This is a genomic window from Streptomyces sp. NPDC037290, assembly GCF_055603245.1.
The window spans coordinates 953,856-979,906 of record NZ_JBVJVZ010000001.1 but is presented as its reverse complement, the minus strand read 5'-3'; the positions used below and the strand labels follow the sequence as shown (position 1 = coordinate 979,906).

Annotated in this window: 23 protein-coding genes; 8 read left to right on the top strand and 15 right to left on the bottom strand. The window is 72.6% G+C overall.

Annotation, left to right across the window (positions count from 1 at the left end; all coding sequences use genetic code 11):
* Positions 1-48: 48 nt before the first annotated feature.
* The 3 genes from ACZ7HQ_RS04490 to ACZ7HQ_RS04480 form a co-directional block, all read right to left on the bottom strand.
* Positions 49-1,512 carry a glutamate synthase subunit beta gene (locus ACZ7HQ_RS04490; RefSeq protein ID WP_470984505.1) on the bottom strand — a complete coding sequence of 488 codons (1,464 nt, stop codon included), beginning with the start codon at positions 1,510-1,512 and terminating at the stop codon, positions 49-51.
* Positions 1,505-6,016, bottom strand: a complete 4,512-nt coding sequence (gltB, locus tag ACZ7HQ_RS04485; protein WP_470984502.1) for a glutamate synthase large subunit — start codon at positions 6,014-6,016, stop codon at positions 1,505-1,507. The genes ACZ7HQ_RS04490 and gltB overlap by 8 nt, the downstream gene beginning before the upstream one ends.
* 582 nt (positions 6,017-6,598) lie before the next feature.
* A complete protein-coding gene (locus ACZ7HQ_RS04480) occupies positions 6,599-7,330 on the bottom strand; it encodes a VIT1/CCC1 transporter family protein (RefSeq protein WP_470984499.1) in 732 nt (243 codons plus the stop codon).
* Positions 7,331-7,600: 270 nt separating this feature from the next.
* Here ACZ7HQ_RS04480 and ACZ7HQ_RS04475 point away from each other — a divergent pair, with 270 nt between their 5' ends.
* The 7 genes from ACZ7HQ_RS04475 to ACZ7HQ_RS04445 are packed head-to-tail and all read left to right on the top strand — an operon-like array spanning position 7,601 to position 15,775.
* Positions 7,601-9,163 carry an ADP-ribosylglycohydrolase family protein gene (locus ACZ7HQ_RS04475; protein ID WP_470984497.1) on the top strand — a complete coding sequence of 521 codons (1,563 nt, stop codon included), beginning with the start codon at positions 7,601-7,603 and terminating at the stop codon, positions 9,161-9,163.
* On the top strand, positions 9,160-10,278 hold the full coding sequence (locus ACZ7HQ_RS04470; protein WP_470984494.1) for an ADP-ribosylglycohydrolase family protein: 1,119 nt from the start codon (positions 9,160-9,162) through the stop codon (positions 10,276-10,278). Before ACZ7HQ_RS04475 ends, ACZ7HQ_RS04470 begins: the two co-directional genes overlap by 4 nt.
* 8 nt (positions 10,279-10,286) lie before the next feature.
* Positions 10,287-11,501, top strand: coding sequence for an ADP-ribosylglycohydrolase family protein (locus ACZ7HQ_RS04465; RefSeq protein WP_470984491.1), 1,215 nt, complete (start codon positions 10,287-10,289; stop codon positions 11,499-11,501).
* Positions 11,489-12,868: an ADP-ribosylglycohydrolase family protein gene (locus ACZ7HQ_RS04460; RefSeq protein ID WP_470984488.1), complete on the top strand. Its 1,380-nt coding sequence runs from the start codon at positions 11,489-11,491 to the stop codon at positions 12,866-12,868. The genes ACZ7HQ_RS04465 and ACZ7HQ_RS04460 overlap by 13 nt, the downstream gene beginning before the upstream one ends.
* Positions 12,865-13,758, top strand: coding sequence for a ribokinase (rbsK, locus tag ACZ7HQ_RS04455; RefSeq protein WP_470984485.1), 894 nt, complete (start codon positions 12,865-12,867; stop codon positions 13,756-13,758). The genes ACZ7HQ_RS04460 and rbsK overlap by 4 nt, the downstream gene beginning before the upstream one ends.
* Complete coding sequence (locus tag ACZ7HQ_RS04450) at positions 13,755-14,966, top strand: CaiB/BaiF CoA transferase family protein (protein WP_470984482.1); 1,212 nt, start codon at positions 13,755-13,757, stop codon at positions 14,964-14,966. The genes rbsK and ACZ7HQ_RS04450 overlap by 4 nt, the downstream gene beginning before the upstream one ends.
* Positions 14,963-15,775, top strand: a complete 813-nt coding sequence (locus tag ACZ7HQ_RS04445) for an HpcH/HpaI aldolase/citrate lyase family protein (RefSeq protein WP_470984480.1) — start codon at positions 14,963-14,965, stop codon at positions 15,773-15,775. The genes ACZ7HQ_RS04450 and ACZ7HQ_RS04445 overlap by 4 nt, the downstream gene beginning before the upstream one ends.
* 81 nt (positions 15,776-15,856) lie before the next feature.
* Here the strand turns inward: ACZ7HQ_RS04445 and lgt are convergent, their stop codons facing one another.
* The 11 genes from lgt to hisI form a co-directional block, all read right to left on the bottom strand.
* Positions 15,857-16,831 (bottom strand): prolipoprotein diacylglyceryl transferase, encoded by a 975-nt coding sequence (lgt, locus tag ACZ7HQ_RS04440; RefSeq protein ID WP_470984478.1) that lies wholly within the window; start codon positions 16,829-16,831, stop codon positions 15,857-15,859.
* 103 nt (positions 16,832-16,934) lie between these two features.
* Entirely contained in the window at positions 16,935-17,711 is a 777-nt protein-coding gene (locus ACZ7HQ_RS04435) for a DsbA family protein (RefSeq protein ID WP_470984475.1), read from the bottom strand.
* A gap of 96 nt (positions 17,712-17,807) precedes the next feature.
* On the bottom strand, positions 17,808-18,626 hold the full coding sequence (gene trpA, locus ACZ7HQ_RS04430; RefSeq protein ID WP_470984473.1) for a tryptophan synthase subunit alpha: 819 nt from the start codon (positions 18,624-18,626) through the stop codon (positions 17,808-17,810).
* Positions 18,623-19,906 carry a tryptophan synthase subunit beta gene (gene trpB, locus ACZ7HQ_RS04425; RefSeq protein WP_470984470.1) on the bottom strand — a complete coding sequence of 428 codons (1,284 nt, stop codon included), beginning with the start codon at positions 19,904-19,906 and terminating at the stop codon, positions 18,623-18,625. The genes trpA and trpB overlap by 4 nt, the downstream gene beginning before the upstream one ends.
* A gap of 68 nt (positions 19,907-19,974) precedes the next feature.
* The gene (gene trpM, locus ACZ7HQ_RS04420; protein ID WP_470984467.1) at positions 19,975-20,181 is read right to left on the bottom strand and encodes a tryptophan biosynthesis modulator TrpM; all 207 of its coding nucleotides are present in this window, start codon (positions 20,179-20,181) and stop codon (positions 19,975-19,977) included.
* 21 nt (positions 20,182-20,202) lie between these two features.
* Positions 20,203-21,012 carry an indole-3-glycerol phosphate synthase TrpC gene (trpC, locus tag ACZ7HQ_RS04415; protein ID WP_470984463.1) on the bottom strand — a complete coding sequence of 270 codons (810 nt, stop codon included), beginning with the start codon at positions 21,010-21,012 and terminating at the stop codon, positions 20,203-20,205.
* 134 nt (positions 21,013-21,146) lie between these two features.
* Complete coding sequence (locus tag ACZ7HQ_RS04410; RefSeq protein ID WP_470985204.1) at positions 21,147-21,554, bottom strand: DUF2752 domain-containing protein; 408 nt, start codon at positions 21,552-21,554, stop codon at positions 21,147-21,149.
* A gap of 181 nt (positions 21,555-21,735) precedes the next feature.
* Complete coding sequence (locus ACZ7HQ_RS04405; RefSeq protein WP_470984460.1) at positions 21,736-21,996, bottom strand: HGxxPAAW family protein; 261 nt, start codon at positions 21,994-21,996, stop codon at positions 21,736-21,738.
* 170 nt (positions 21,997-22,166) lie between these two features.
* The gene (locus ACZ7HQ_RS04400; protein WP_470984457.1) at positions 22,167-22,805 is read right to left on the bottom strand and encodes a TIGR02234 family membrane protein; all 639 of its coding nucleotides are present in this window, start codon (positions 22,803-22,805) and stop codon (positions 22,167-22,169) included.
* A 56-nt stretch (positions 22,806-22,861) separates the two neighbouring features.
* Positions 22,862-24,355: an anthranilate synthase component I gene (locus tag ACZ7HQ_RS04395; RefSeq protein WP_470984454.1), complete on the bottom strand. Its 1,494-nt coding sequence runs from the start codon at positions 24,353-24,355 to the stop codon at positions 22,862-22,864.
* Between the two features lie 11 nt (positions 24,356-24,366).
* The gene (gene hisI, locus ACZ7HQ_RS04390) at positions 24,367-24,768 is read right to left on the bottom strand and encodes a phosphoribosyl-AMP cyclohydrolase (protein WP_470984451.1); all 402 of its coding nucleotides are present in this window, start codon (positions 24,766-24,768) and stop codon (positions 24,367-24,369) included.
* Between the two features lie 83 nt (positions 24,769-24,851).
* On the opposite strand from hisI, the gene ACZ7HQ_RS04385 reads away from it, so the two are divergent.
* Entirely contained in the window at positions 24,852-25,487 is a 636-nt protein-coding gene (locus ACZ7HQ_RS04385) for a TIGR03085 family metal-binding protein (RefSeq protein ID WP_470984449.1), read from the top strand.
* Between the two features lie 38 nt (positions 25,488-25,525).
* Here the strand turns inward: ACZ7HQ_RS04385 and ACZ7HQ_RS04380 are convergent, their stop codons facing one another.
* On the bottom strand, positions 25,526-25,963 hold the full coding sequence (locus tag ACZ7HQ_RS04380) for an MFS transporter (protein ID WP_470984447.1): 438 nt from the start codon (positions 25,961-25,963) through the stop codon (positions 25,526-25,528).
* Between the last annotated feature and the right edge of the window lie 88 nt (positions 25,964-26,051).

Below are 26,051 nucleotides of genomic sequence, written 5' to 3'. Positions count from 1 at the left end.
GCCGTCAGTGTTCCGTACGCCGTTGTACGGGACGTCTTCAGGGGGCCGTCAGACCGCCAGGGCGCGGTCCGTCGGGCGGATCGGGGCCGGCAGGTCGCTGGCACCGGTCAGGAACCGGTCGACTCCGCGGGCGGCCGAGCGGCCCTCCGCGATCGCCCACACGATGAGGGACTGGCCGCGGCCGGCGTCACCGGCGACGAACACACCCGGCACGTTGGTCTGGAAGTCGGCGTCGCGGGCGATGTTACCGCGTTCGTCGAGGTCCAGGCCGAACTGGTCGACCAGGCCGTTCTCCCGGTCGGTGCCGGTGAAGCCCATGGCGAGGGTGACCAGCTGGGCCGGGATCTTGCGCTCGGTGCCCGGCTTGGACGTCAACCTGCCGTCGACGAACTCCACTTCGGCCAGGTGCAGCCACTGGACGTTGCCGTCCTCGTCGCCCTCGAAGTGGGTGGTGGAGGCGGAGTAGATCCGCTCGCCGCCCTCCTCGTGGGCCGAGGTGACCTTGTAGAGGATCGGGAAGGTCGGCCAGGGCTGGTTGGTCGGGTGCCGCTCGTCGTTCGGGCGGGGCATGATCTCCAGCTGGGTGACGGAGGCCGCGCCCTGGCGGTGGGCGGTGCCCACGCAGTCCGCGCCGGTGTCACCGCCGCCGATGACGACGACGTGCTTGCCCTCGGCCGAGATCGGGGGCGCCACATAGTCGCCCTCCTGGACCTTGTTGGCCAGGGGCAGGTACTCCATCGCCTGGTAGATGCCCTTGAGCTCGCGGCCGGGGACCGGCAGGTCGCGGGCGGTCGTGGCACCGGCGGCGATCACGATCGCGTCGTACCGCTTCTTCAGGTCCCGGGCGCCCAGATCACGGCCGATCTCGACACCGGTGCGGAAGCGGGTGCCCTCCGCGCGCATCTGCTCGATACGGCGGTTGATGTGCCGCTTCTCCATCTTGAACTCGGGGATGCCGTAGCGGAGGAGACCTCCGATGCGGTCCGCGCGCTCGTAGACGGCGACCGTGTGACCGGCCCGGGTCAGCTGCTGGGCGGCGGCGAGACCCGCCGGGCCCGAGCCGATGACCGCGACCGTCTTGCCGGACAGGCGCTCGGGGATCTGCGGGGCGACGTCCCCGGTCTCCCACGCCTTGTCGATGATCGAGACCTCGACGTTCTTGATGGTGACCGGCGGCTGGTTGATGCCGAGCACGCACGCCGACTCGCAGGGGGCCGGGCAGAGGCGACCGGTGAACTCCGGGAAGTTGTTGGTCGCGTGCAGCCGCTCCTGGGCCGCGGCCCAGTCCTCGCGGTAGGCGTAGTCGTTCCACTCGGGGATCAGGTTCCCCAGCGGACAGCCGTTGTGGCAGAACGGGATGCCGCAGTCCATGCACCGGCTGGCCTGCTTGCTGATGATCGGCAGCAGGGAACCGGGGACGTAGACCTCGTTCCAGTCCCGGACGCGCTCACCGACGGGACGGGTCTTGGCGACCTCACGGCCGTGGTTCAGGAAGCCCTTCGGGTCAGCCATTGATCGCCGCCTCCATCATCTTCTCGGTGATCTCGGTCTCGGGGAGACCGGCTCGCTCGGCGGCGTCCTTGGCGGCGAGCACTGCCTTGTACGTGCTGGGGATGATCTTGCTGAACCGCTCCGCGGCCACGTCCCAGTCGGCGAGCAGCTTCTCGGCGACCGTCGAGCCGGTCTCCTCGGCGTGGCGGCGCACCACGTCGTGCAGCCACTGCTTGTCCGCCTCGTCCAGCGCCTCGACCGACCCGGCGTTGCCGGCGTTGACGTTGTCGCGGTCGAGGTCGATGACGTAGGCGACACCGCCGGACATGCCCGCCGCGAAGTTGCGGCCTGTCGGGCCGAGGACGACCGCGTGACCGCCGGTCATGTACTCGCAGCCGTGGTCGCCCACGCCCTCGGAGACGACCAGTGCCCCGGAGTTGCGGACGCAGAACCGCTCACCGGTACGGCCGCGCAGGAACAGCTCGCCGCCGGTGGCGCCGTAGCCGATGGTGTTGCCCGCGATGGTCGAGTACTCGGCGAGGTGGTCGGCGGCCCGGTCCGGGCGGACGACGATCCGGCCGCCGGACAGGCCCTTGCCGACGTAGTCGTTGGCGTCGCCCTCCAGGCGCAGCGTGACACCGCGCGGCAGGAACGCGCCGAAGGACTGGCCGGCCGAGCCGGTGAACGTGATGTCGATGGTGTCGTCGGGAAGGCCCGCACCGCCGAACTTCTTCGTCACCTCGTGGCCGAGCATGGTGCCGACCGTGCGGTTGATGTTGCGGATGGCGACCTGGGCGCGCACCGGCTGTGCCTCGGTGGCGTCGTTCGCGGCCAGGGCGTCGGCGGCGAGCTTGATCAGCTCGTTGTCCAGCGCCTTCTCCAGGCCGTGGTCCTGGGCGACCAGCTGGTGGCGCACCGCGCCCTCGGGCAGGTCCGGCACGTGGAACAGCGGCGCGAGGTCCAGGCCCTGTGCCTTCCAGTGGTCGACCGCGCGCTCGACGTCCAGCACCTCGGCGTGGCCGACGGCCTCCTCGATGGAGCGGAAGCCCAGCTCGGCCAGGAGCTCGCGGACCTCCTCGGCGATGAACCGGAAGAAGTTCACCACGTGCTCGGCCTTGCCGGCGAAGCGGTCGCGCAGGGTCGGGTTCTGGGTGGCGATGCCGACCGGGCAGGTGTCCAGGTGGCAGACGCGCATCATCACGCAGCCGGAGACGACGAGCGGCGCGGTCGCGAAACCGAACTCCTCGGCGCCGAGCAGCGCGGCGATGATCACGTCACGGCCGGTCTTCAGCTGACCGTCGGTCTGCACGACGATCCGGTCGCGCAGGCCGTTGAGCAGCAGGGTCTGCTGGGTCTCGGCGAGGCCGAGCTCCCAGGGGCCACCGGCGTGCTTGAGCGACGTCAGCGGCGACGCGCCCGTACCACCGTCGTGACCCGAGATGAGCACGACGTCCGCGTGCGCCTTGGAGACACCCGCGGCGACCGTGCCGACGCCGACCTCCGACACCAGCTTCACGTGGATACGTGCCGCCGGGTTGGCGTTCTTGAGGTCGTGGATCAGCTGGGCCAGGTCCTCGATGGAGTAGATGTCGTGGTGCGGCGGCGGGGAGATCAGGCCGACACCCGGCGTCGAGTGACGCGTCTTGGCGACCCAGGGGTAGACCTTGTGGCCGGGCAGCTGGCCGCCCTCGCCGGGCTTGGCGCCCTGGGCCATCTTGATCTGGATGTCGTCCGCGTTGACCAGGTACTCGGAGGTGACGCCGAAGCGGCCGGAGGCGACCTGCTTGATGGCGGACCGGCGGGCCGGGTCGTACAGGCGCTCCGGGTCCTCGCCGCCCTCACCGGTGTTGGACTTGCCGCCCAGCTGGTTCATGGCGATGGCGAGGGTCTCGTGCGCCTCCTTGGAGATGGAGCCGTACGACATGGCACCGGTGGAGAAGCGCTTGACGATCTCGCTCACCGGCTCGACCTCGTCGACGGAGATCGGGGCGCGGTCGGACTTGAAGCCGAACAGGCCGCGCAGCGTCATCAGGCGCTCGGACTGCTCGTTCACACGGGACGTGTACTTCTTGAAGATGTCGTAGCGGCCCGTGCGCGTGGAGTGCTGGAGGCGGAAGACCGTGTCCGGGTCGAACAGGTGCGGCTCGCCCTCGCGGCGCCACTGGTACTCGCCACCGATCTCCAGCGCGCGGTGCGCGGGAGCGATGCCGGAGGCGGGGTAGGCCTTGGCGTGGCGGGCGGCGACCTCCTCGGCGATGACGTCGATGCCGACGCCGCCGATCTTGGTGGCGGTGCCGTTGAAGTACTTCTCGACGAAGGCCTCGTCCAGGCCGACGGCCTCGAAGACCTGGGCGCCGCGGTAGGAGGCGACGGTGGAGATGCCCATCTTGGACATGACCTTCAGGACGCCCTTGCCGAGGGCGTAGATCAGGTTCTTGATGGCCTTCTCGGGCTCCAGGCCGTTCAGGAACGTGCCGGCGCGCAGCAGGTCCTCGACCGACTCCATGGCCAGGTACGGGTTGACGGCGGCGGCGCCGAAGCCGATCAGCAGGGCGACGTGGTGGACCTCGCGGACGTCACCGGCCTCGACCAGCAGGCCCACGTGGGTGCGCTGCTTGGTGCGGATGAGGTGGTGGTGCACGGCCGCGGTGAGCAGCAGCGACGGGATCGGCGCGTGCTCGGCGTCCGAGTGCCGGTCCGAGAGGACGATCAGGCGGGCGCCGTTCTCGATGGCGGCGTCGGCCTCGGCGCAGATCTCCGCGATGCGCGCGGCGAGCGCGTCACCGCCGCCGGAGACCCGGTACAGGCCGGAGAGGGTCGCGGCCTTGAAGCCGGGCATGTCGCCGTCGGCGTTGATGTGGATGAGCTTGGCCAGCTCGTCGTTGTCGATGACCGGGAAGGGCAGCACGACGGACCGGCAGGAGGCGGCGGTCGGGTCGAGCAGGTTGCCCTGCGGGCCCAGCGACGAGCGCAGGGAGGTGACCAGCTCCTCGCGGATCGCGTCCAGCGGCGGGTTGGTGACCTGCGCGAACAGCTGGGTGAAGTAGTCGAAGAGCAGCCGCGGGCGCTCGGAGAGGGCCGCGATCGGCGAGTCCGTGCCCATGGAGCCGATCGGCTCGGCGCCGGTGCGGGCCATCGGGGCGAGGATGACGCGCAGCTCCTCCTCGGTGTAGCCGAAGGTCTGCTGGCGACGGGTGACCGAGGCGTGGGTGTGGACGATGTGCTCGCGCTCGGGCAGGTCGCCCAGCTCGATCTCGCCGGCCTCCAGCCACTCGGCGTACGGGGCCTCCGCCGCGAGCTGGGCCTTGATCTCGTCGTCCTCGATGATGCGGTGCTCGGCGGTGTCGACGAGGAACATCTTGCCGGGCTGCAGGCGGCCCTTGCGGACGACCTTGGCCGGGTCGATGTCGAGGACGCCGACCTCGGAGCCGAGGACGACGAGGCCGTCGTCGGTGACCCAGTAGCGGCCGGGGCGCAGACCGTTGCGGTCGAGTACGGCGCCGACCTGGGTGCCGTCGGTGAAGGTGACGCAGGCCGGGCCGTCCCAGGGCTCCATCATCGTGGAGTGGAACTGGTAGAAGGCGCGCCGGGCCGGGTCCATGGACTCGTGGTTCTCCCACGCCTCCGGGATCATCATCAGCACGGAGTGCGGCAGCGAACGGCCGCCCAGGTGCAGGAGTTCGAGGACCTCGTCGAAGGAGGCGGAGTCGGAGGCGTCCGGCGTACAGACCGGGAAGACGCGCCCGAGGTCGCGGTCGCCGAAGAGGTCGGAGACCAGCTGGGACTCGCGGGCGACCATCCAGTTGCGGTTGCCCTTGACGGTGTTGATCTCACCGTTGTGCGCGACGAAGCGGTACGGGTGCGCGAGCGGCCACGACGGGAAGGTGTTCGTGGAGAAGCGCGAGTGCACCAGCGCGACGGCCGACGCGAAGCGGCGGTCGGACAGGTCCGGGAAGAAGGGCTCCAGCTGGCCGGTGGTCAGCATGCCCTTGTACACGATCGTGCGCGCGGACAGCGACGGGAAGTAGACACCGGCCTCGCGCTCGGCGCGCTTGCGCAGCACGAACGCCTTGCGGTCCAGCGCGATGCCCTCGCTGGCGCCGCCGTCGGTGACGAAGACCTGCCGGAAGACCGGCATGGTGGAGCGGGCGGTGGCGCCGAGGAGCTCGGGCGCGACCGGGACCTCGCGCCAGCCGAGGACCGTCAGGCCCTCCTCGCCGGCGATCGTGTCGATCTGCGAGACGGCGTCAGCGGTCCCTTCGTCCGGCAGGAAGGCGATGCCTACGGCATAGGAGCCCGCCGCGGGAAGCTCGAATCCGGCCACCTCGCGGAAGAAGGCGTCGGGCACCTGGGAGAGGATGCCGGCGCCGTCGCCCGAGTCGGGCTCGGAGCCGGTGGCACCGCGGTGCTCCAGGTTGCGCAGGACGGTCAGTGCCTGCTCGACCAGCGTGTGGGACGCCTCGCCGGTGAGAGTGGCGACGAAACCGACGCCGCAGGCGTCGTGTTCGTTGCGGGGGTCGTACATACCCTGCGCAGCAGGGCGAGCATCCATGAACGACCAGTTCTGGCCATTCGCGGAATGCTGGGACGGCTGGCGCGGCGTACGCATCGGCTCTCCCGTCGTCGTCATGAGGCATGTGGCAGGTGCCGAGGGACGACGTTGGCCCTCTGCGTGGAGTGCAAAATTTCGTGCAGATTACATGATGGGGCGGTTCCCGAGAAGCGGATACTCCGTTCCAACATGCGGACGCCACGGGGTCCGTGGCAACGGTGCCGCACGGTCCGCGGCGGGGTGCCGCACAAGGCGGCGGGGGGTGCCGCACAAGGCGGCGGGGGGTGCCGCGCGGTACGCGGCGGTGCTGCCGCGCGGGGGCGGCGGGTGCCGCGCACGGCGGCAGCAGACATTCGAGGGGGACCGTCATGGACAAGATCGGTCGGATCGGCGTCCAGCGGCCCGAGGGGGGCAGGGGGAGCGGCTTCACTCTCCCCACAAGGGTGCGGCAGGCGTCGTTGCCTGCGGCGCTTACGGCTCATGCCCGCTGGACACGCATCTGAAACCAGCGAGTAACGGCTATTTATGCGGCCCGTCGCATAAATACCGGCGGCGCTATCCTACGGCCGTTCCGAACAGGTTACCCAGGGCGTACGTCACACCGGCCGCCGCACCGCCCAGCATGAGCTGCCTGAGGCCGCTGTACCACCAGCTCCGCGCGGTCACCTTGGCCACCACGGCACCGCAGCCGAAGAGCCCGGCGAGTGCGAGCAGCAGGGCGGGCCACAGGACGGTCGCGCCGAGCAGGTACGGCAGCACCGGCAGGAGGGCCCCGAGGGCGAAGGAGCCGAAGGAGGAAACGGCGGCGACCAGCGGCGAGGGGAGGTCACCGGGGTCGATGCCCAGCTCCTCCCTGGCATGTATCTCCAGGGCCTGCTCGGGGTCCTTGGACAGCTGTCGCGCGACCTCCCGGGCAAGCTCGGGCTCCACGCCGCGGGCGACGTACAGCGCCGCCAGCTCGTCCTCCTCGTCCTGCGGGTGCTTGCGCAGCTCACGGCGCTCGACGTCCAGCTCGGCCTCGACCAGCTCCCGCTGCGAGGCGACCGAGGTGTACTCACCGGCCGCCATGGAGAAGGCACCCGCCGCGAGCCCCGCGAGCCCGGTGATGACAATGGTCTGCTGACTCACCGCGCCGCCGGCCACACCGGTCATCAGGGCGAGGTTGGAGACGAGGCCGTCCATCGCGCCGAAGACCGCCGGGCGCAGCCAGCCGCCGTTGACGTCGCGATGCGTGTGGTTGTCGCGATGCGCCTCATGCAGCGCGGCCTGCGTTTCGATGACGGCCATGGGGACCCCCGGATAGCTTAGCCAAAGCTAACTTTGGACGAGTTCTACTTTTCGACAACCCTGAACTTACGCCCATTCTTCCGGTGCCGCCAGCAAGGAAAGGCTGGGCTAACCTGCGCCTTTACCTGTTTCCGCACCGTTTTGCTCATCCGTGCATGATCATGCTCAGATGCCGTGCGGGTGACTCCAGCCGTGCGGAGGCTCGCGCGGGCGCACACCGTGGGACACATCCGCAAAGGGTCTTCGGGGTCCCTCTGAAGGAGGCCGCCCATGGCATCGATCGCCTGCACTCCCCCGCTCCCGGCACCCGACGACGCGGCCGGACTCCGCGGCAGGGCGCGCGGCGCGCTGCTCGGCCTGGCCGTCGGGGACGCGCTGGGGGCGCCGGCGGAGAACCTCAAGCCGTCCGAGATCCGCGCCCGCTGGGGCCGTATCACCGGGTACGTGGCGGAGAAGCCGTGCGGCACGGACGACACGGAGTACGCGATCTTCTCGGGGCTGCTGCTCGCCCGGCACGGTTCGGCGCTGACCCCGGCGCACGTGGAGGCGGCCTGGCACGAGTGGATCGCCGACCGTGCCGAGGGCCCCTTCCGGGGCGCGGGCTTCAGCGAACGCGGCACCCTGGAGAACCTGCGCCGGGGCCTTGCCGCCCCCATCTCCGCCCAGCACCGGCACGCCTGGAGCGACGGCCTCGCGATGCGGGCGGCTCCCTCCGGCGTCTTCGCGGCCGGCCGCCCCGCCGAGGCGGCCCGGCTGGTGGCGATCGACGGCTCGGTCAGCCACGAGGGCGAGGGACTCTACGGCGGCCAGGCGGTCGCTGCGGGAGTGGCGGCGGCGATGACCGGCGCTCCGGTGCCGGTGGTGATCGCCTCCGCCCTGGCCGTGATCCCCGAGGACTCCTGGACGGCACGCTCCCTGCGCCGCGCGGTGGCCGTGTCCCACCGCGGCGAACGCGCGGTCCGCTCCGCGGTCGTCATCGGCGGGTACCCCTGGACCGACCTGGCCCCCGAGGCGGTCGCCCTGGCCTTCGGCGCGTACGCGGCGGCCGACGGCGACTTCGTCCAGGCCGTCCTGACAGCCGTCAACATGGGCCGCGACGCGGACACCACGGCGGCGGTGGCCGGCGCCCTCGCCGGCGCGACACACGGCATCACAGCGATCCCGCCCCACTGGGCCACCCCCATCGGCCCGGCCCGCGGCCGCTGCCTCCCCTCCATGGCCGGCCACCACATCCTGGACGTGGCGGAACTGCTGGTCCCCGGAGAGGGCGGGAAGTGGGGGACGGGGGCGGCCCTACCGGGCTTGCTTCCGGAGGGTGCGGGAGTTGCCCTGCCGGGGCCGCCCGCGCAAGGAGCGCAGGCCGCCCCACCCAGCTCGCCCGCGGAACGGACAGCGGTCGCCCTGCCGGGCACCCCCACGCAAGGGGCGGAGATCGCCCTCCACGGCACGCCCACGGAAGGGGCGGAGATCGCCCCACCCGGCACACCCCCGGAGGAGGCGGGAACGCCTCTGGCCGGCTCGCCCAGGCAAAGGGCGGAAGTCACCCTCCCCGACTCCCCCACAGAACGAGCAGAAGTCACCCTCCCCCACTCACCCACAGAACAAGCGGAAGCCGCCCTCCCCTGCTCCCCCGCAGAACAAGCGGAAACCGCTCCACCGGGCTCGGCCGCGGAGCGGGACGCAGGGGCGGCGGAGGTGGGTCGGGGTGAGGCAGCCTGCGCGTTCACGTCCGCAGCCCAACCGGCCGAGTCGGGTGGGTGGGGGTTCAAGGGGCGGAGCCCGCTGGTGGGGGCCGGTAACGCCGGGCAACAGGACAGGGAGGGCCGGCCATGACACGGCGCCGTATCGAGGGGCTCCTGCTCGGCCTGGCCGCAGGCGACGCCGCCGGCTGGCCCGCCGCCCGGCACCGAGCCGCCCGTATGCCCGAGTGGACCCGCCGGCTCACCCGCGAGCTGGACACCTTCGCCGAGCAGAACGCCACCACCACCCTCCCCGTACCGATCGCCCTCAACCAACCCCCCGAACCCCTGCGCCTGGGCCCGTCCGACGACGCCGAGTGGGCGGCCTTCGCCGCGGAGGCGGTGTTGCGGGCCGGCGCCGACGACGTCCTCGGCGACCTCAGCCGAGAGCGCCGTACCCGCGCCGCCATCGACCTCACCTGGACCGCCGTGGCCGCGGAAGTCGCCGCGGCGGCGGAGCGCGCCCCCGAGGTCGAGTCCGCCGTACTGCCCCTGCGCGCCCGCATCTCCGTACGCGCCGGCCTCGGCAACCTCGCCACCGGTCTGCGCCCGCCCGCCACCGGCCACGACAACCCCCACTACTTCGACGACGCCGCCTGCGTCCGCGCCTGCGTCCTCGCCGTCGCCCACCCCGGTGACCCCGAACGCGCCGCCGCCCTCGCCGAGTTCGACGCCCGCTACACCCAGGACGGCGACGGCGTGCACGGCGCCCGGGCCATGGCCGCCGCCCTCGCGCTGGCCCTCGCCGACGCCGACACGGACACCTGCGTGACCGCCGCCCTCGCGGAACTCCCCGCCGACACGGAGATCGGCCGCAACACGCGCCACGCGCTCGCCCTCGCCGCGGACGGCGAGTCCGCCTTCGCGCTCGTCCCGCTCCTCGAGCACCAGATCGTCGACCACGTCTACAGCTATGGCATCGCCGCCGCCGAGACCGTTCCGGTCGCCCTCGCCCTCGCCACCGCCGCCGGCGGCCGTATCGCCGAGGCCGTGCCCGCCGCCGCCTGCCTGTCCCGGGTCGCCGACTCCGCCCCCGCCCTCGCGGGCGCCCTCACCGGGGCTCTCGGCGGCGGCGCGGCCATCCCGCAGACCTGGCGGGACGCCTGCCGCACCCTGTCCGGCTGTGCCCTGCCCCGTCTCACCGGCACCGACCTGGTGGAACTCGCCGGACTCCTGGAAGCCGCACAACCGGCCCACCCAGGGGGATGATTCGGGGCATGACGCCCAAGGAGTCCAAAGGACTCGAAGAAGAAGAAAGCAGCCGGCCGCCTTCGGACAGTCCCGGGCACAGCCTCGCCGAACGGATCACCGGCGCCCTGGTCGGAGCCGCGGTCGGCGACGCACTCGGCGGGCCGGTCGAGGGGTACACCCCCGAGCAGATCAGCGAGCGCCACGGCGGCCGCGTGCACGGCGTCGTCGGCCCCTGGCACGGCGAGGACTGGCGCACCGCCCGGCCCATCGCCCCGTACCACAAGGGCGACGGCCACGTCACCGACGACACCCTGATGACCCACGCGCTGATCAGGGTCTACGCCCGCGTCCGTGACCACCTCGACGCGTACGCCGTCGCCGACCACCTGGTCCCGGACCTGATGACGAACCCGCGCTGGATCCCGGAGCTGGAGGCCGAGACCCTGCCGCTGCACCGCATCTTCCTCGCCGAGAAGTGGCTCGTGGCCCGGCTGGCCCACGGCCACGCCGACCCCCGGGAGGCGGGCGTCGGCAACATCGTCAACTGCGGCGCGGCCATGTACATGGCCCCCGTCGGCCTGGTCAACGCGGCGAACCCGGCCGCCGCCTACGCCGAGGCGCTGGACGTCGCCGGCGCGCACCAGTCGTCGTACGGCCGTGAGGCGGCCGGTGTCCTCGCCGCGGCCGTCGCCGCCGCCACGACACCGGGCGCGACCCCGGACTCGGTCGTCACCGCCTGCCTGACCCTGGCGAAGGACGGCACCCGCGAGGCGATCGAGAAGGTCTGCGAAGTGGCCGTACGGCACCGGGACTTCGAGTCGGCGCTACGGCCCCTGCGCGCGGCGGTTGCCCCGTACGACACCGTCGGCCCCGACTACCGCGCCCCCTCCCTCGCCGCCCGCCGCCCTTCCCGGCTGCACGCGATCGAGGAGCTGCCCATCGCCCTCGGCATGCTGCTGGTCTCCGGCGGCGACTACCGGCACGCCGTCCTCGGCGCCGTCAACTACGGCCGCGACTGCGACTCGATCGCCACGATGGCCGGTGCCCTCGCGGGCGCCCTCGGCTCGGCCGTCCCGGAAGACTGGGCGAAGACGGTGGCGGAGGCCAGCCGCCTGGACCTGTGGGCGCCGGCCCGGACGCTCACCGAGGTCGCGCGGGAGGTCTTCGCACGCGACGTACGCCGGCGCCGCGCCCACGAACGGGCGTTCACGGCCCTCGGAGGAACCGCATGCTCCGACTGACCTGGGTCCAGCCGGAGGACCTCATGGGCCACGAACTCCGCCAGGCCCGCCTCGACGGCCGTGAGCCGTCGGCGATCGAGGCACGCTGGCGGGCGGCGGGCGGCCCGGACGCCCCGCCCCGGGCGGGCGCGTCCACCCACCGGGCATCCCGCTACCTGCGCCTCCTGGCGGAGGACCTGCTGGACGAACTGGCCGACCTGCCCAGCGCGTTCAGCGAGGACGAGCCGACGGACCTCGCCCGTATCAAGTCGCTGTGCGCCGACTGGCCGACGCCCCGCGACCCGCGCGCCCCTTCGGGACGCCCGCACCCCGCACCGGCCGGCTTCGAAGCAGCCTGGCTGGGCAGAGCCATCGGCTGTCTCCTTGGCAAACCGGTCGAAAAGCTTCCCCTCGACGCCATCCGCGCCCTCGCCAGGGCCGCCGGGAACTGGCCCCTCGCCACCTACTTCACCGCCGTCGGCGTCCCGGACGGTCTCCTCGCCGCCCACCCCTGGAACCGCCGCTCCGCCGCCACCTCCCTCGCCGAGAACATCGACGGCATGCCCGAGGACGACGACCTCAACTACCCCCTCCTCAACCTGCTGCTCCTCCAGCGCCACGGAAGGGGTTTCGGCACCGTCGACGTCGCGCGGCTCTGGCTGGACGAACTCCCGCCCGGCCGCACCTTCACCGCCGAACGCGTCGCCTACCGCAACCTGCTCTCCGGCATCGAACCCCCGCACACCGCCCGCCACCGCAACCCCTTCCGCGAATGGATCGGCGCCCTGATCCGCGCCGACGTGCACGGCTGGACCAACCCCGGCGACCCGGCCGCCGCCGCCGAACAGGCCTACCGCGACGCGGCCTTGACCCACACCGCCAACGGCGTCTACGCGGCGATGTTCACGGCCGCCGTCATCGCCGCCGCCGCGACCGGAACCCAGGACGTGCACGCCTGCCTGCGCACCGGCCGGAGCGTGATCCCGCCCCGCTCCCGGCTCGCGCGGGCGATCGACCACGCCGTCCGGCTGGCCGGGTCCCACGAGGACTTCGACGACGTCGTGGACGAACTCCACGCCCACTACTCCCCCACCCACCACTGGGTGCACGCCATCCCCAACACCGCCCTGCTCACCGCGGCCCTCACCCACGCGGACGGCGACTTCACCGGCTCCGTCCGCCGTGCGGTGTCGGGAGGCTGGGACACCGACTCCAACGGCGCCACGGCCGGCAGCGTCGCCGGGCTGCTCGCGGGCACCCCCGCCGCCCTCCCCGACCGCTGGCGGGCCCCGCTCAAGAACCGGCTCGCCAGCACCGTCGGCGACTTCGACGGCACCGGCTTCGACACCCTCGCCCACCTCACCCATCTGGAGGCGACCCGCTCATGACCCACATCGTCGTCCTCGGCAGCACGAACATGGACCTCGTCACCTATGTCGCGAAGGCCCCCCAGCGCGGCGAGACCGTGACGGGACGCTCATTCCACACCGTCCCCGGCGGCAAGGGGTCCAACCAGGCGATCGCCGCCGCCCGCGCCGGCGCGACCGTCTCGATGATCGGCGCGGTCGGCAACGACGCCTTCGGGGGGCGGCTGCGCGACACCCTCGAACACTCCGGCGTGGACACCGACTCCCTGCGCACGGTCGAGGGCCCGTCCGGCACCGCGCACATCGTGGTGGACGACGAGGGCGCCAACTCCATCGTCGTCATCTCCGGCGCGAACGGCACCGTCGACCACCTCTCCCCCGGTGACGAGGGGGTGATCGCCTCCGCCGACGCCCTGCTGCTGCAGCTGGAGATCCCGCTGGCCGCGGTCGTCGCGGGCGCTCAGGCGGCGCGCCGGCACGGGGTCCGTACGGTCCTCACCCCGTCGCCCGCCCAGCCGCTGCCGCCCGAACTCCTCGCCGCGACCGACCTGCTGGTGCCCAACGAGTTCGAGGCGGCCACCCTCACCGGCCGCACCGACCCCCGCGAGGCCGCCGCCGCCCTGCTGGACCAGGTGCCCGAGGTCGTCGTCACCCTGGGCGCGACCGGCAGCCTCTACCTGTCCCGGGGCGCCGAGCCGCTCGTGATCCCGGCGCCGAGCGTGACGGCCGTCGACTCCACGGGCGCCGGAGACACCTTCGTCGGAGCGCTCGCGGTGGCCCTCGCCGAGGAGAAACCGGTGCGGGAGGCCCTGTCCTGGGCGGCGGCCGCCGCGGCGATCTCCGTCCAGCGGGCCGGGGCGTCGGCGTCGATGCCGTACCGCCCGGAGATCGACGCCCAGTGCACCGCATGAGTGCGGCACGTGTGAGTACGACGGCACCGCCGCTGACCGGTCTGCGGGTGCTGGACCTGGCGACCCTGTTCGCGGGCCCGATGGCCGCCACGCTGCTCGGCGACTTCGGCGCCGAGGTGATCAAGGTCGAGCATCCTGACCGGCCCGATCCGTCCCGCGGACACGGCCCGGCCAAGCACGGCGTCGGCCTGTGGTGGAAGGTGCTCGGCCGCAACAAGCGGACCGTCACCCTGGACCTGTCCACGCCCGGCGGCCGTGCCGTCCTGCTCCGGCTCGCCGGCACCGCCGACGTGGTGATCGAGAACTTCCGTCCGGGGACCCTGGAGAAGTGGGAGCTGGGCTGGGAGGAGCTGGCGGCCGTCAATCCCCGGCTGGTCCTCGCCCGGGTGACGGCCTTCGGTCAGTTCGGGCCCTACGCCCATCGCCCCGGCTTCGGCACCCTGGCCGAGGCGATGAGCGGCTTCGCCGCGATCACCGGCGAGCCGGACGCGCCGCCCACGCTTCCGCCGTTCGGGCTCGCGGACTCGGTCGCGGGCCTGGCGACCGCCTATGGCGTGCTCACCGCGCTGGCCGCGCGGGAGCGCACCGGCGCCGGGCAGGTCGTCGACATGGCGATCATCGAACCGATCCTGTCGGTCCTCGGCCCGCACCCCACCTGGTACGACCAGCTCGGGCATGTGCAGGTGCGCACCGGCAACCGCTCCGCGAACAACGCCCCGCGCAACACCTACCGCACCGCCGACGGCCTCTGGGTCGCCGTCTCCACCTCCGCCCAGTCGGTCGCGGAGCGGGTGATGCGCCTGGTGGGCCGCCCCGAGCTGATCGAGGAACCGTGGTTCGCCACCGGCGCGGAGCGGGCCGCGCACGCCGACGTCCTGGACGGGGCGGTCGGCTCCTGGATCGCCGCCCGCACCCGCGCGGAGGTCCTCGCCGCCTTCGAGAAGGCCGAGGCCGCGGCGGCCCCCGTCCACGACGTCCGGGACGTCATGACGGATCCCCAGTACCAGGCCCTGGACACGATCACCACGGTCACCGACCCCGAACTCGGTCCGCTGCGCATGCAGAACGTCCTCTTCCGGCTCTCCGCGACCCCCGGTGAGATCCGCTGGGCCGGCCGCCCGCACGGCGCGGACACCGAAGCCGTGCTCACCGAGCTGGGTCTGACCCCGGCCGAGATCGCCGCCCTGCGCACGGAGGGAGCCCTGTGACCCGGGCCCCGCTCACCTGGCTCTACGCCCCCGGCGACCGCCCTCACGTGGTGACCAAGGCGCTGGCCGCGGGCGCCGACGTGGTGGTGATCGACCTGGAGGACGCCGTCGCCCAGGACCGCAAGGAGTACGCCCGGGCGGCCACGGCCGACCTCCTCACCGAGCCCCAGCCGGTCCCGGTGCACGTCCGTGTGAACGCCCTGGACAGCCCCTGGGCCACCGCCGACCTGGCCGGCCTGGCCGCGCTCCCCGGCCTCTCGGGTCTCCGTCTCCCGAAGGTGACCGCCCCGGACCAGATCAGACGGGTCGCCGCGGTCACCCCCGTCCCCCTCTACGCCCTGCTGGAGTCGGCTCTCGGCATCGAGCACGCCTACGCCGTCGCCACCGCGCACCCCGCCCTGCGGGGCATCGCCCTCGGCGAGGCGGACCTGCGGGCCGACCTGGGGGTACGGGCCGACGCGGGCCTCGACTGGCCGCGCTCCCGGGTGGTCGTCGCCGCCCGTGCGGCCGGCCTGGCCCCGCCGCCCCAGTCGGTCCACCCCGACATCCGCGACCTGGACGGCCTCGCCGCCTCCTGCGCCCACGGCCGCACCCTCGGCTTCCTGGGTCGCGCCGCGATCCACCCCCGGCAGCTGCCGGTGATCGAGCGGGCCTATCTGCCCACCCCGGCGGAGATCGAACACGCGGAGACGATCCTCAAGGCGGCAGCCACGAAAGAGGGCGCCCAGGCCCTTCCCGACGGCCGCTTCATCGACGCGGCGGTGGTGGCGATGGCCCGGCGCACCCTGTCACTGGCTTTCCGAGGCTGACGTTCGTTCTCCGGGTGGCCCCTACGACACCGAGGGCGCCCGGAGCAGTTCCGGGCGCCCTCGGTGTCGTACCACCAGCCGTCAGCTCTTCTTCGTCGTGGACGTGGATTCGGCCTCGTCCTTCGCCTCGTCCTCCGCCTCCACGGCATCCGGCCCGGCCTTGCCCTCGTCCCCGGTCTCGGCGGCGACGTCCGTGTCGTCGGCCGTGTCGTCGGCCGGAGCGTCGTCTTCGGAGACCTCGGCTCCGGGTTCCACCACGGCCTCACGACCCGGCCGCTTCTTCGACGACACCACCATGTACACCACCGCCAGCAGGAACACGATCAGCGCGGTCCAGTCGTTCAGGCGGAGGCCCAGGATGTGGTGCGCGTCGTCCACGCGCATGTACTCGATCCAGCCGCGGCCCACGCAGTACGCGGCGACGTACAGGGCGAACGCCCGGCCATGGCCCAGCTTGAAGCGGCGGTCGGCCCAGATGACCAGGAGGCCCACACCGATGCACCACAGGGACTCGTAGAGGAACGTCGGGTGGTAGTAGCCCGGCACCCGGCCGCCCTCGGAGGAGGTGATGTGCAGGGCCCAGGGGACGTGGGTCTCACGGCCGTAGAGCTCCTGGTTGAACCAGTTGCCCCAGCGGCCGATGGCCTGCGCGAAGGCGATGCCGGGCGCGACGGCGTCGGCGTACGCCGGCATCGGGATGCCCCGGCGCCGCGCGCCGATCCACGCGCCGAGCGCGCCGAGCGCGATCGCGCCCCAGATGCCCAGGCCGCCTTCCCACACCTTGAAGGCGTCCACCCAGTCACGGCCGTTGCTGAAGTACAGCTCGTAGTCCGTGATCACGTGGTACAGCCGGCCGCCGACCAGACCGAACGGCACCGCCCAGACCGCGATGTCGGCGACCGTGCCGGCCCGCCCGCCGCGGGCGATCCAGCGCCTGTTGCCGAGCCAGACGGCCACGAAGACGCCGATGATGATGCAGAAGGCGTAGCCGCGCAGCGGGATGGGGCCGAGGTACAGCACCCCGCGCGACGGGCTGGGAATGTAGGAAAGTTCCATGGCAGGTCCGACGCTACCGTGCCGGGCCGTGGGGACGGCAAGCAGCCCGGCTACGGGTCCATAACAGGGGCGTGAGAAAAACGGACGGGACCGGGGCAGGTCCTTACCCGTGGTCGGCCGCCTCCACCATCTGCTTGAGCTTGGCCGGGGTCATGGTCTGGTCCTGGTAGATGTTCTTCCCGCCGAGCAGGACCGTGGGCGTGCCGGTGAAGCCGCCGCCCTGGAAGGCCTTGTGGGACTTGTTCACCCAGCTGTCGTGGGTGCCGTCCTTGACGCACTTCTGGAAGGCGGGGGTGTCCAGACCGCCGGCCTTTGCGGACAGCTGGATCAGCTTGGCGTTGTCGGCGAACGCGTCGTCGGTCTCCTTGGGCTGGTTCGCGTACAGCACGTCGTGGTAGTCGCGGAACTTTCCGGCGTCCTGGGCGCAGGCCGCGGCGTTGGCCGCGCGCAGGGAGCCGGTGCCGCCGAGGTTGCCGTCGATCAGCCGGACCAGGTGGTACTCGATCCTGAGCTTGCCGGAGTCGACCAGTTGGTGGAGCGTCGGACGGTAGGCGACCTCGAAGGCCTGGCAGGCCGGGCAGCGGAGGTCCTCCCACACGGTGAGCGTGGACCTGGCGTTGTCCTTGCCGACCGGGATCGCGAGGCTGTCCTTGCCCTGTGCGCCGGAGGGCGCCACGACCGGTCCCGCCTTGTTGCTGCCCTTTTCCTTGCCCGAGTTCGCGGCGACCACGCCGATCACCGCCGCGAGGCCCAGGACGCAGACCACGCTCGCGGCCACGATGAGCGTGCGCCTGCGCTTGTCAGCGGCCTTCTGCTTCTCGCGCTCAACCGCCAGCCGCTCCCGGGCGGTGCGCTTTCCGTCACGGTTCTTCTCACTCACACCCCCAGAACGAACCGGGGAGGCGCAGCGCGCCTCCCCGGTCCCAGGTCCACTCGTTCGAGTGACCGAATGTTCTGATAGGAAAACGTCCGGCCGTTACGCCTGGCCGCGCACGCCCTTCGCCAGCTCACCGGCCAGCTCGCGAACCGCCGAGAGACCCGACGCGTGGTCGGGGGCGTCCAGCATCCGCTTCACGAACGCCGAGCCGACGATCACACCGTCGGCGAAGCCCGCGACCTCGGCGGCCTGGGCGCCGCCCGAGACACCGAGTCCGACGCAGACGGGCAGAGCGGTGCCGGTGGCGCGGGTGCGCTCGACCAGGTTCTGGGCCTGTGCGCCGACGGATTCGCGGGTGCCGGTGACGCCCATCAGCGAGGCGGCGTAGACGAAGCCGCTGCCCGCCGCCGTGATCTGGGCCAGCCGCTCGTCCTTGCTGCTCGGCGCCACGACGAAGACCGTCGCAAGACCGTGCTTCTCGGCGTGCTCCCGCCACAGGGCCGACTCCTGCACCGGCAGGTCGGGCAGGATGCAGCCCGCGCCGCCCGCCTCGGCCAGTTCGGCGGTGAACCGCTCGACGCCGTAGCGGTCGATGGGGTTCCAGTACGTCATGACGAGCACGGGCTTGCCGGTCGCCGTGTACACCTCGCGGACCGTCCGCATCACGTCGGCGATCCTGACCCCGCCCCGCAGGGCGATGTCGTCGGCGGTCTGGATGACGGGACCGTCGAGGACGGGGTCGCTGTGCGGCAGCCCCACCTCCACGACGTCCGCCCCGCCCTCGAAGACGGCCTTGATCGCCTCGATGCCGCCGTCCACGGTCGGGAACCCGGCCGGGAGGTAGGCGATGAGCGCGGACCGGCCCTCGGCCCTGGCGCCCGCGAGGGTGTCCGACAGCAGCTGGATGTTCCCGCTCACTTGGCGTCCCCCTCGATCTCGGCGGTGTCGGCCTGGTCGGCGGCCACCTCGGCGTCGGTGTCGTACAGGCCGAAGTAGCGGGCGGCGGTGTCCATGTCCTTGTCGCCGCGGCCGGAGAGGTTGACGACGATCAGGCCGTCCCTGCCCAGCTCCTTGCCGACCTCCAGCGCGCCGGCCAGGGCGTGGGCGCTCTCGATGGCCGGGATGATCCCCTCGGTGCGGGACAGCAGGCGCAGGGCCTGCATGGCCGCGTCGTCGGTGACCGCGCGGTACTCGCCCCGGCCGGAGTCCTTCAGGTAGGAGTGCTCCGGGCCGATGCCCGGGTAGTCCAGACCGGCCGAGATCGAGTACGGCTCGGTGATCTGGCCCTCCTCGTCCTGCAGCACGTAGGAGCGGGAGCCGTGCAGGATGCCGGGCTCGCCCGCGGTCAGGGTGGCCGCGTGCTCCCCGGTCTCGATGCCGTGTCCGGCGGGCTCACAGCCGATGAGGCGGACGCCGTCGTCCGGGATGAAGGCGTGGAAGAGGCCGATGGCGTTGGAGCCGCCGCCGACGCAGGCGACGGCGGCGTCCGGGAGGCGCCCGGCGCGCTCCAGCAGCTGGCGGCGGGCCTCGACGCCGATGACCCGGTGGAAGTCGCGGACCATGGCGGGGAAGGGGTGCGGGCCGGCGACCGTACCGAACAGGTAGTGGGTGTGGTCGACGTTCGCGACCCAGTCGCGGAACGCCTCGTTGATGGCGTCCTTCAGGGTGCGGCTGCCGGACTTCACCGCGACGACCTCGGCGCCGAGCATGCGCATGCGGGCCACGTTCAGGGCCTGGCGCTGGGTGTCGATCTCACCCATGTAGATCGTGCAGTCGAGGCCGAAGAGGGCGCAGGCGGTGGCCGTGGCGACGCCGTGCTGGCCGGCGCCGGTCTCCGCGATGACCCGGGTCTTGCCCATGCGCTTGGTGAGCAGGGCCTGGCCGAGCACGTTGTTGATCTTGTGGGAGCCGGTGTGGTTGAGGTCCTCGCGCTTGAGGAACACGCGAGCGCCGCCGGCGTGTTCGGCGAAACGGGGGACCTCGGTGAGCGCCGAGGGGCGGCCGGTGTAGTTCACCAGCAGGTCGTCGAGTTCCCGGGCGAACTCGGGGTCGTGCTTGGCCTTGTCGTACTCGACGGCGACCTCGTCCACGGCGGCGACGAGGGCCTCCGGGATGAACTTGCCGCCGAACGCGCCGAAGTATCCCTCGGCGGTGGGGACCTGACCCTGTGGGTCAGGGAAGAAGAAATCGCTGGGCATGCCAGAACCTCACGGTGAGTGCGTGAAAAGACACTGTTCGCCGTGGGGGCGGAGCTGATGGAACGACCTCAGGCCGGGTGCGGCTGGTCGCGCAGTTCCCCGCGCCCCTGTGGGGCATGCTGCCATCGACGACCGTTTACCTGTCCCGGCTCGTCACCGATGACATAGCGCACCCTGCGGCCGTGGACACGCCTCGCCGGGGCGCGGCAGCCCCTCGGGCGGCAGCCGCGCGCGAGGCGGGCGTACCGGTCCACGGTCGTCATGGTGGGAGTCATCGGGATCAGCCTACCGGGTGATCAGCTCCGGCCGTGCCGCAGCGCGGGGTGTTCGCCCGCGGCGACCAGGTCGGCGACGGCGGTCTTCGGGTCGCGGCCGGTGACCAGGGACTCGCCGACCAGGACCGCGTCCGCGCCGGCGTTGGCGTAGGCGATCAGGTCGTGCGGACCGCGGACGCCGGACTCGGCGACCTTGACCACGTGGTCCGGGATCTCCGGCGCGACCCGCTCGAACGTGCCGCGGTCGACCTCCAGCGTCTTCAGGTTGCGCGCGTTGACGCCGATGACCTTGGCGCCCGCGTCCACGGCCCGCTCCACCTCGTCCTCGTCGTGCACCTCGACCAGGGGGGTCAGGCCGATCGACACCGCGCGCTCGATCAGCGACTCCAGGGCCGGCTGGTCCAGGGCGGCCACGATCAGCAGCGCGAGGTCGGCGCCGTACGCCCGGGCCTCCCACAGCTGGTACGAGGTGACGATGAAGTCCTTGCGGAGGACCGGGATGTCCACGCGCGCGCGGACGGCCTCCAGGTCGGCCAGCGAGCCGCCGAAGCGGCGCTGTTCGGTGAGGACGGAGATGACGGCCGCACCGCCCGCCTCGTAGTCCGCGGCCAGCCCGGCCGGGTCGGCGATCGCCGCCAGCGCGCCCTTGGAGGGGCTGGAGCGCTTGACCTCGCAGATCACCTTCACGCCGTCGCCCTTGAGCGCGGCCACCCCGTCCTTGGCGGCACGGGCCTTGGCCGCGCGCTCCTTGAGCTCGTCGAGGCTGACGCGTGCCTGCCGCTCCGCGAGGTCGGCACGGACTCCGTCGATGATCTCGTCGAGCACACTCACGCGAGCGGCCCCCTTTCAGACGGTGGTTCCTTCAAGGTTTTGAAAACCCGTGGTCACTGCGATGGTATCCGCAGCGGCGCGGAGCCCTCGCATCCGGTGGACGCCGGTCCCACTACCTGGACGTCCCCGCTTGATCAGGGATGCAGCCAGCCGCCCCACGGCAGGTTGCGGACAGCCGTGAACAGCGCCAGCACCGCACCGGCCGCCCACAGGTGCGCCGGCCCCAGGTCCACGCGCATCGGCCGGCCCCGCGCCGCGCGGACCACCCACACGGCCCACAGCACGGCGAAGCCCAGGTAGGCGGCCACGCCGAGTGCGTTGTCGCGCAGGGCGGTGAGGAGGTCGCCGTGCACGAAGGCGTGCGCGCTGCGCAGGCCGCCGCAGCCGGGGCAGTACAGGCCGGTGAGCCGGTACAGCGGGCAGACGGGGTAGTGCCCGGGCCGGTTCGGATCGACGGCGCCGACGTACGCGAAGGCTCCGGCGACGGCCGTGAGGACCCCGGCCGGGACGGCGAGCCGCCGCCACACGGGAGCGGACGGCATGGGTGCCCAGGGCAGGGCCGGCGGGGCCGGGCGGCTGTCGGCGTTCACCCGAGCATTGTCCCCTGCGGGCCGGCACCGCGCGCGTCAGGCCGTGGGGTGGGCCGGCTTCCCGGTACACCACGAAGGGCGGCCCCGCAGCCTGTGGCTGGCGGGCCGCCCCTCGGGGAAGCAGGAGGTGCGCTCAGCTCTCCACGCCGGCCGGCTCGCGGGTCACGGCGGGCACGCCGGCGACCTTGAGGGGCTTGGGGTCCGCACCGAGGCCCATGGCCTTCATGATGCCGCCGACCACCGCGCCGCCGAGGATGAGCACCATGCCGGCCCAGAAGCCGACGGGGTTGGCCATCACCATGAAGGCGCCCGCGACGCAGAAACCGATGAAGGAAATGATGACACCGGTCCAGGCGGCCGGGGTGTGACCGTGGCCGTGGCTGCTGCCCGCCATGTGTGTGCTCCTCGTTGCTGTGTACGTGTCCCAGGGGAGCGTCGCACGTTTCGTACCGCTCCGAGCCCGCCCGTCACTGTCCGAGCCGGACGCTCGTCGTCCATTGTCCCGTACGCGCACGCGTGCCGGACGCGGGGGTGGCGTCTGGTTCGCCACACCCGCCACGGGGGTCAGGCTCCCGTCGGGTCCTCGCCCCGGTCCAGGGCCTTCCAGATCTCCTCGGGCCGCTCGGGGTCGACCGGCCGGGCCCTGCGCCGGGGCCGGTCGGTGCCCCGCTCGTAGCGGCCGGACATGGCGGGCCACAGGCTGCCGTAGCGCAGCGCGAGCAGGCCTGCCAGCAGGATCAGCGCGCCGCCGACGGCCGCGACGTACGGCCACCCGGTGTGGCTGAGCGCGGTGACGGTCGCGGAGGTGTCGCCGCTGGCCTGGGCGGCCTTCTCGTCCAGCGCGGAGGTGTCGGAGGCGGCCACGAGGGCGGCGGCGACGATGCCGGCGCCGGAGAGCGCGAGCACCCCGGCGACGACGAAGCGGCCGGCCCTGCGGACGGCGAAGACGGCGACGAGCGCGGCGAGACCCACTATGGCGAGGGCCGCGGGGACGCCCGTGACGTCGCTGCCCTTGGCGGTGAGCGGGAACGCGCCGCCGGCCACCGTCGCGGTGCCCTCCGCCCAGCGCTGTCGGGTCGCGAGCAGCGCCACGGCCGCGCCGAGCGCACCGCTCAGCAGGGCCACGGCGAGGCTGCGGCGGCCGGAGCGGGCGGGCGCGGCGGCTTCGGTACGGGGGTGAGGTACAGCAGTCACGTACTCCACTATCGCCTGAACCCCGGGCGAACCGTCACCCGGGGTTCGTATGAGAAGCGCCCCACCTACCCGGAAGCGCCCTGTCTGCCCAGCCGGTTGGCCGTGTGCACCGCGCGCAGGACCGCCGCCGCCTTGTTGCGGCACTCCTGGTCCTCCGCCACCGGGTCGGAGTCGGCGACGATGCCGGCTCCGGCCTGGACGTAGGCCGTGCCGTCCCTGAGCAGGGCGGTACGGATGGCGATCGCGGTGTCGGAGTCGCCCGCGAAGTCCAGGTAGCCGACACAGCCGCCGTACAGGCCGCGGCGGGACGGCTCCAGTTCGTCGATGATCTGCATCGCGCGCGGCTTGGGAGCGCCGGACAGGGTGCCCGCCGGGAAGCAGGCGGTGAGCACGTCGAAGGCGGTGCGGCCCTCGGCCACCCTGCCGGTGACGGTGGAGACGATGTGCATCACGTGCGAGTACCGCTCGATGGACATGAAGTCGACCACCTCGACGGAACCGGGCTCGCAGACCCGGCCCAGGTCGTTGCGGCCCAGATCCACCAGCATCAGGTGCTCGGCGCGCTCCTTGGGGTCGCCGAGCAGTTCCTCGGCGAGCGCCTGGTCCTCCTGGGGGGTGGTCCCGCGGGGCCGGGTGCCGGCGATGGGGTGGACCATCGCCCGCCCGTCCTCGACCTTCACCAGGGCCTCGGGGGACGAGCCGACGACGTCGAAGCCGTCGAAGCGGAACAGGTACATGTACGGCGAGGGGTTGGTGGCCCTCAGGACGCGGTAGACGTCGAGCGCGCTCGCCGTGCACGGGGTCTCGAAGCGCTGGGAGGGCACGACCTGGAAGGCCTCGCCCGCGCGGATGCGCTCCTTGATGTCCTCGACGGCCACCCGGAAGTCCGGGCCGCCCCACAGCGCGGTGTACTCGGGCAGCTCGGAGGGCGGCAGGACGGCCGGTGGCTGGGCGACCGCGCGCGTGAGGTCGGCCTCCATGGCGTCGAGGCGGGCCACGGCGTCGGCGTGGGCCTCGTCCACGCCGGTGTCGAGGTCGTTGTGGTTGATCGCGTTGGCGATCAGCAGGACCGAGCCCTCCCAGTGGTCCATGACGGCGAGATCGCTGGTCAGGAGCATGGTCAGCTCGGGCAGCTCCAGGTCGTCGCGCTCGCCGGGGCCGACCTTCTCCAGGCGGCGCACGATGTCGTAGCCCAGATAGCCGACCATGCCGCCGGTGAAGGGCGGCAGGTCCTCCTGGTGCGGGGTGTGCAGGGCCTGGATGGTGGCGCGCAGGGCCTTCAAGGGGTCGCCCTCGACGGGCACGCCGACCGGTGGGGTGCCGAGCCAGTGGGCCTGTCCGTCGCGTTCCGTCAGCGTGGCGGCGGACCGGACGCCGACGAAGGAGTACCGGGACCAGGAGCGGCCGTTCTCCGCGGACTCCAGCAGGAAGGTGCCGGGGCGTTCGGCGGCCAGTTTGCGGTAGAGCGCGACGGGGGTGTCGCCGTCGGCGAGGAGCTTGCGCGTGACCGGGATGACACGCCGGTCGGTGGCGAGCTTGCGGAAGGTCTCGAGGTCCATGGCGGCTGACCTTACTGATCGGATGCCGGAGCGGCGGAATCCGCGTCCTTGAGGAGCACGTCCTCGTCGAAGCAGGTGCGCGCGCCGGTGTGGCAGGCCGCGCCCACCTGGTCGACCCTGACCAGCACGGTGTCGGCGTCGCAGTCCAGCGCGACCGACTTCACCCACTGGACGTGGCCCGAGGTGTCGCCCTTGACCCAGTACTCCCGGCGGCTGCGGGACCAGTAGGTGCAGCGGCCGGTGGTCAGCGTGCGGTGCAGCGCCTCGTCGTCCATCCAGCCGAGCATGAGCACCTCACCGGTGTCGTACTGCTGGGCGATGGCGGGCAGGAGGCCGTCGGCGCTGCGCTTGAGGCGGGCGGCGATCTCCGGGTCGAGGCTGCTGGGCCGGGGCATCCCGGTCGTACTGGTCATGGGTGCCATTGTGCCGCGCGGGTACGACAGTGCCGCTGCCGTGTCCACTGCGCGGACTCGCCGCCTGGTCGTAGGCTGACCCCATGTCGACCTTCGCCAAGCGTGAACGGCTGCTGCTCGCCGACCTCTTGGAAACCGTCGGTCCGGACGCGGAGACCCTCTGCGAGGGCTGGCGCACCCGGGACCTGGCCGCGCACGTGATCGTGCGCGAGCGCCGCCCGGACGCGGCCGGGGGCACGCTGATCAAGCAGCTCGCGCCTCGCCTGGAGAAGGTGATGGCCGAGTACACCGCGAAGCCGTACGAGGAGCTGATCCAGCTGATCCGTACCGGCCCGCCGCGCTTCTCGCCCTTCCAGCTCAAGCAGGTCGACGAGGCGGCCAACATCGTCGAGTTCTACGTCCACACAGAGGACGTCCGCCGCGCCCAGCCGGACTGGACGCCGCGCGAGCTGGACCCGGTCTTCCAGGACGCCCTGTGGTCCCGGCTGGAGCGCACCGCCCGGCTGGTGGCCCGGGGTGTGCCGACGGGTCTGGTGCTGCGCCGCCCGGACGGGCAGACGGCGGTGGCGCACCGGGGAGCCCCGGTGGTGACGGTGACCGGAGAGCCGTCGGAGCTGCTGATGTTCGCCTTCGGCCGGCAGGACGCGGCCAAGGTGCAGGTGGACGGCGAGGCGGACGCGATCAGCAAGCTGCACGAGTCCAGGCAGCTGGGCATCTGAGGGGCCGCACCCCCACGGCCCGGCCGAAAGGGTGAGGGTCAGCGGGGAAGTTCCGCACGGCGCAGCGCGCCGGAGCACAGGACGACGATTCCACCGAGCGCGTCGACCGCGGCGCAGGCCGCGAACACCGGCGCGATGCCCCACAGGGCGGCGGCACCGCCGACCAGGGGGAAGGTGAGCGGTGCGACGCCGAAGCCGACCAGGGTGGTGACGGCGGTGACCCGCCCCATGTAAGCGGCGCCGGCCCGGCTCTGCACCAGGGCCCCGGCCAGTGCTCCGGCCGTCCCGGCCGACAGTCCGATGAGCAGCGCCACGCCGGTCGCGGCGGGAACGGTCGGCACCTGGGCGAGCAGCGCGATGGCCCCGGCCCCGACGAGCCCGCTGGCGGCGGCGACGGCGCCCGCGCGGGGGACCCGGCCGCGCCAGGTGAGCAGCAGCGAGGCGGGACCGGCGCCGGTGCCGAAGAAGGCCAACACCCCACCCCCCCCCCCCGCACCCCACCCCCCCGCCTGCCCGGAGAAGGGGCGGCCGAGGTTTATCCGGATCACCAAGAACAAAACGTCT

Bases quoted from the DNA above. Each gene is read 5' to 3' on its own strand.
- ACZ7HQ_RS04490 (WP_470984505.1), bottom strand. From the start codon at position 1,512: ATGGCTGACCCGAAGGGCTTCCTGAACCACGGCCGTGAGGTCGCCAAG.
- gltB (WP_470984502.1), bottom strand. From the start codon at position 6,016: ATGTACGACCCCCGCAACGAACACGACGCCTGCGGCGTCGGTTTCGTC.
- ACZ7HQ_RS04480 (WP_470984499.1), bottom strand. From the start codon at position 7,330: ATGGCCGTCATCGAAACGCAGGCCGCGCTGCATGAGGCGCATCGCGAC.
- ACZ7HQ_RS04475 (WP_470984497.1), top strand. From the start codon at position 7,601: ATGGCATCGATCGCCTGCACTCCCCCGCTCCCGGCACCCGACGACGCG.
- ACZ7HQ_RS04470 (WP_470984494.1), top strand. From the start codon at position 9,160: ATGACACGGCGCCGTATCGAGGGGCTCCTGCTCGGCCTGGCCGCAGGC.
- ACZ7HQ_RS04465 (WP_470984491.1), top strand. From the start codon at position 10,287: ATGACGCCCAAGGAGTCCAAAGGACTCGAAGAAGAAGAAAGCAGCCGG.
- ACZ7HQ_RS04460 (WP_470984488.1), top strand. From the start codon at position 11,489: ATGCTCCGACTGACCTGGGTCCAGCCGGAGGACCTCATGGGCCACGAA.
- rbsK (WP_470984485.1), top strand. From the start codon at position 12,865: ATGACCCACATCGTCGTCCTCGGCAGCACGAACATGGACCTCGTCACC.
- ACZ7HQ_RS04450 (WP_470984482.1), top strand. From the start codon at position 13,755: ATGAGTGCGGCACGTGTGAGTACGACGGCACCGCCGCTGACCGGTCTG.
- lgt (WP_470984478.1), bottom strand. From the start codon at position 16,831: ATGGAACTTTCCTACATTCCCAGCCCGTCGCGCGGGGTGCTGTACCTC.
- trpB (WP_470984470.1), bottom strand. From the start codon at position 19,906: ATGCCCAGCGATTTCTTCTTCCCTGACCCACAGGGTCAGGTCCCCACC.
- trpM (WP_470984467.1), bottom strand. From the start codon at position 20,181: ATGACTCCCACCATGACGACCGTGGACCGGTACGCCCGCCTCGCGCGC.
- ACZ7HQ_RS04410 (WP_470985204.1), bottom strand. From the start codon at position 21,554: ATGCCGTCCGCTCCCGTGTGGCGGCGGCTCGCCGTCCCGGCCGGGGTC.
- ACZ7HQ_RS04405 (WP_470984460.1), bottom strand. From the start codon at position 21,996: ATGGCGGGCAGCAGCCACGGCCACGGTCACACCCCGGCCGCCTGGACC.
- ACZ7HQ_RS04395 (WP_470984454.1), bottom strand. From the start codon at position 24,355: ATGGACCTCGAGACCTTCCGCAAGCTCGCCACCGACCGGCGTGTCATC.
- hisI (WP_470984451.1), bottom strand. From the start codon at position 24,768: ATGACCAGTACGACCGGGATGCCCCGGCCCAGCAGCCTCGACCCGGAG.
- ACZ7HQ_RS04385 (WP_470984449.1), top strand. From the start codon at position 24,852: ATGTCGACCTTCGCCAAGCGTGAACGGCTGCTGCTCGCCGACCTCTTG.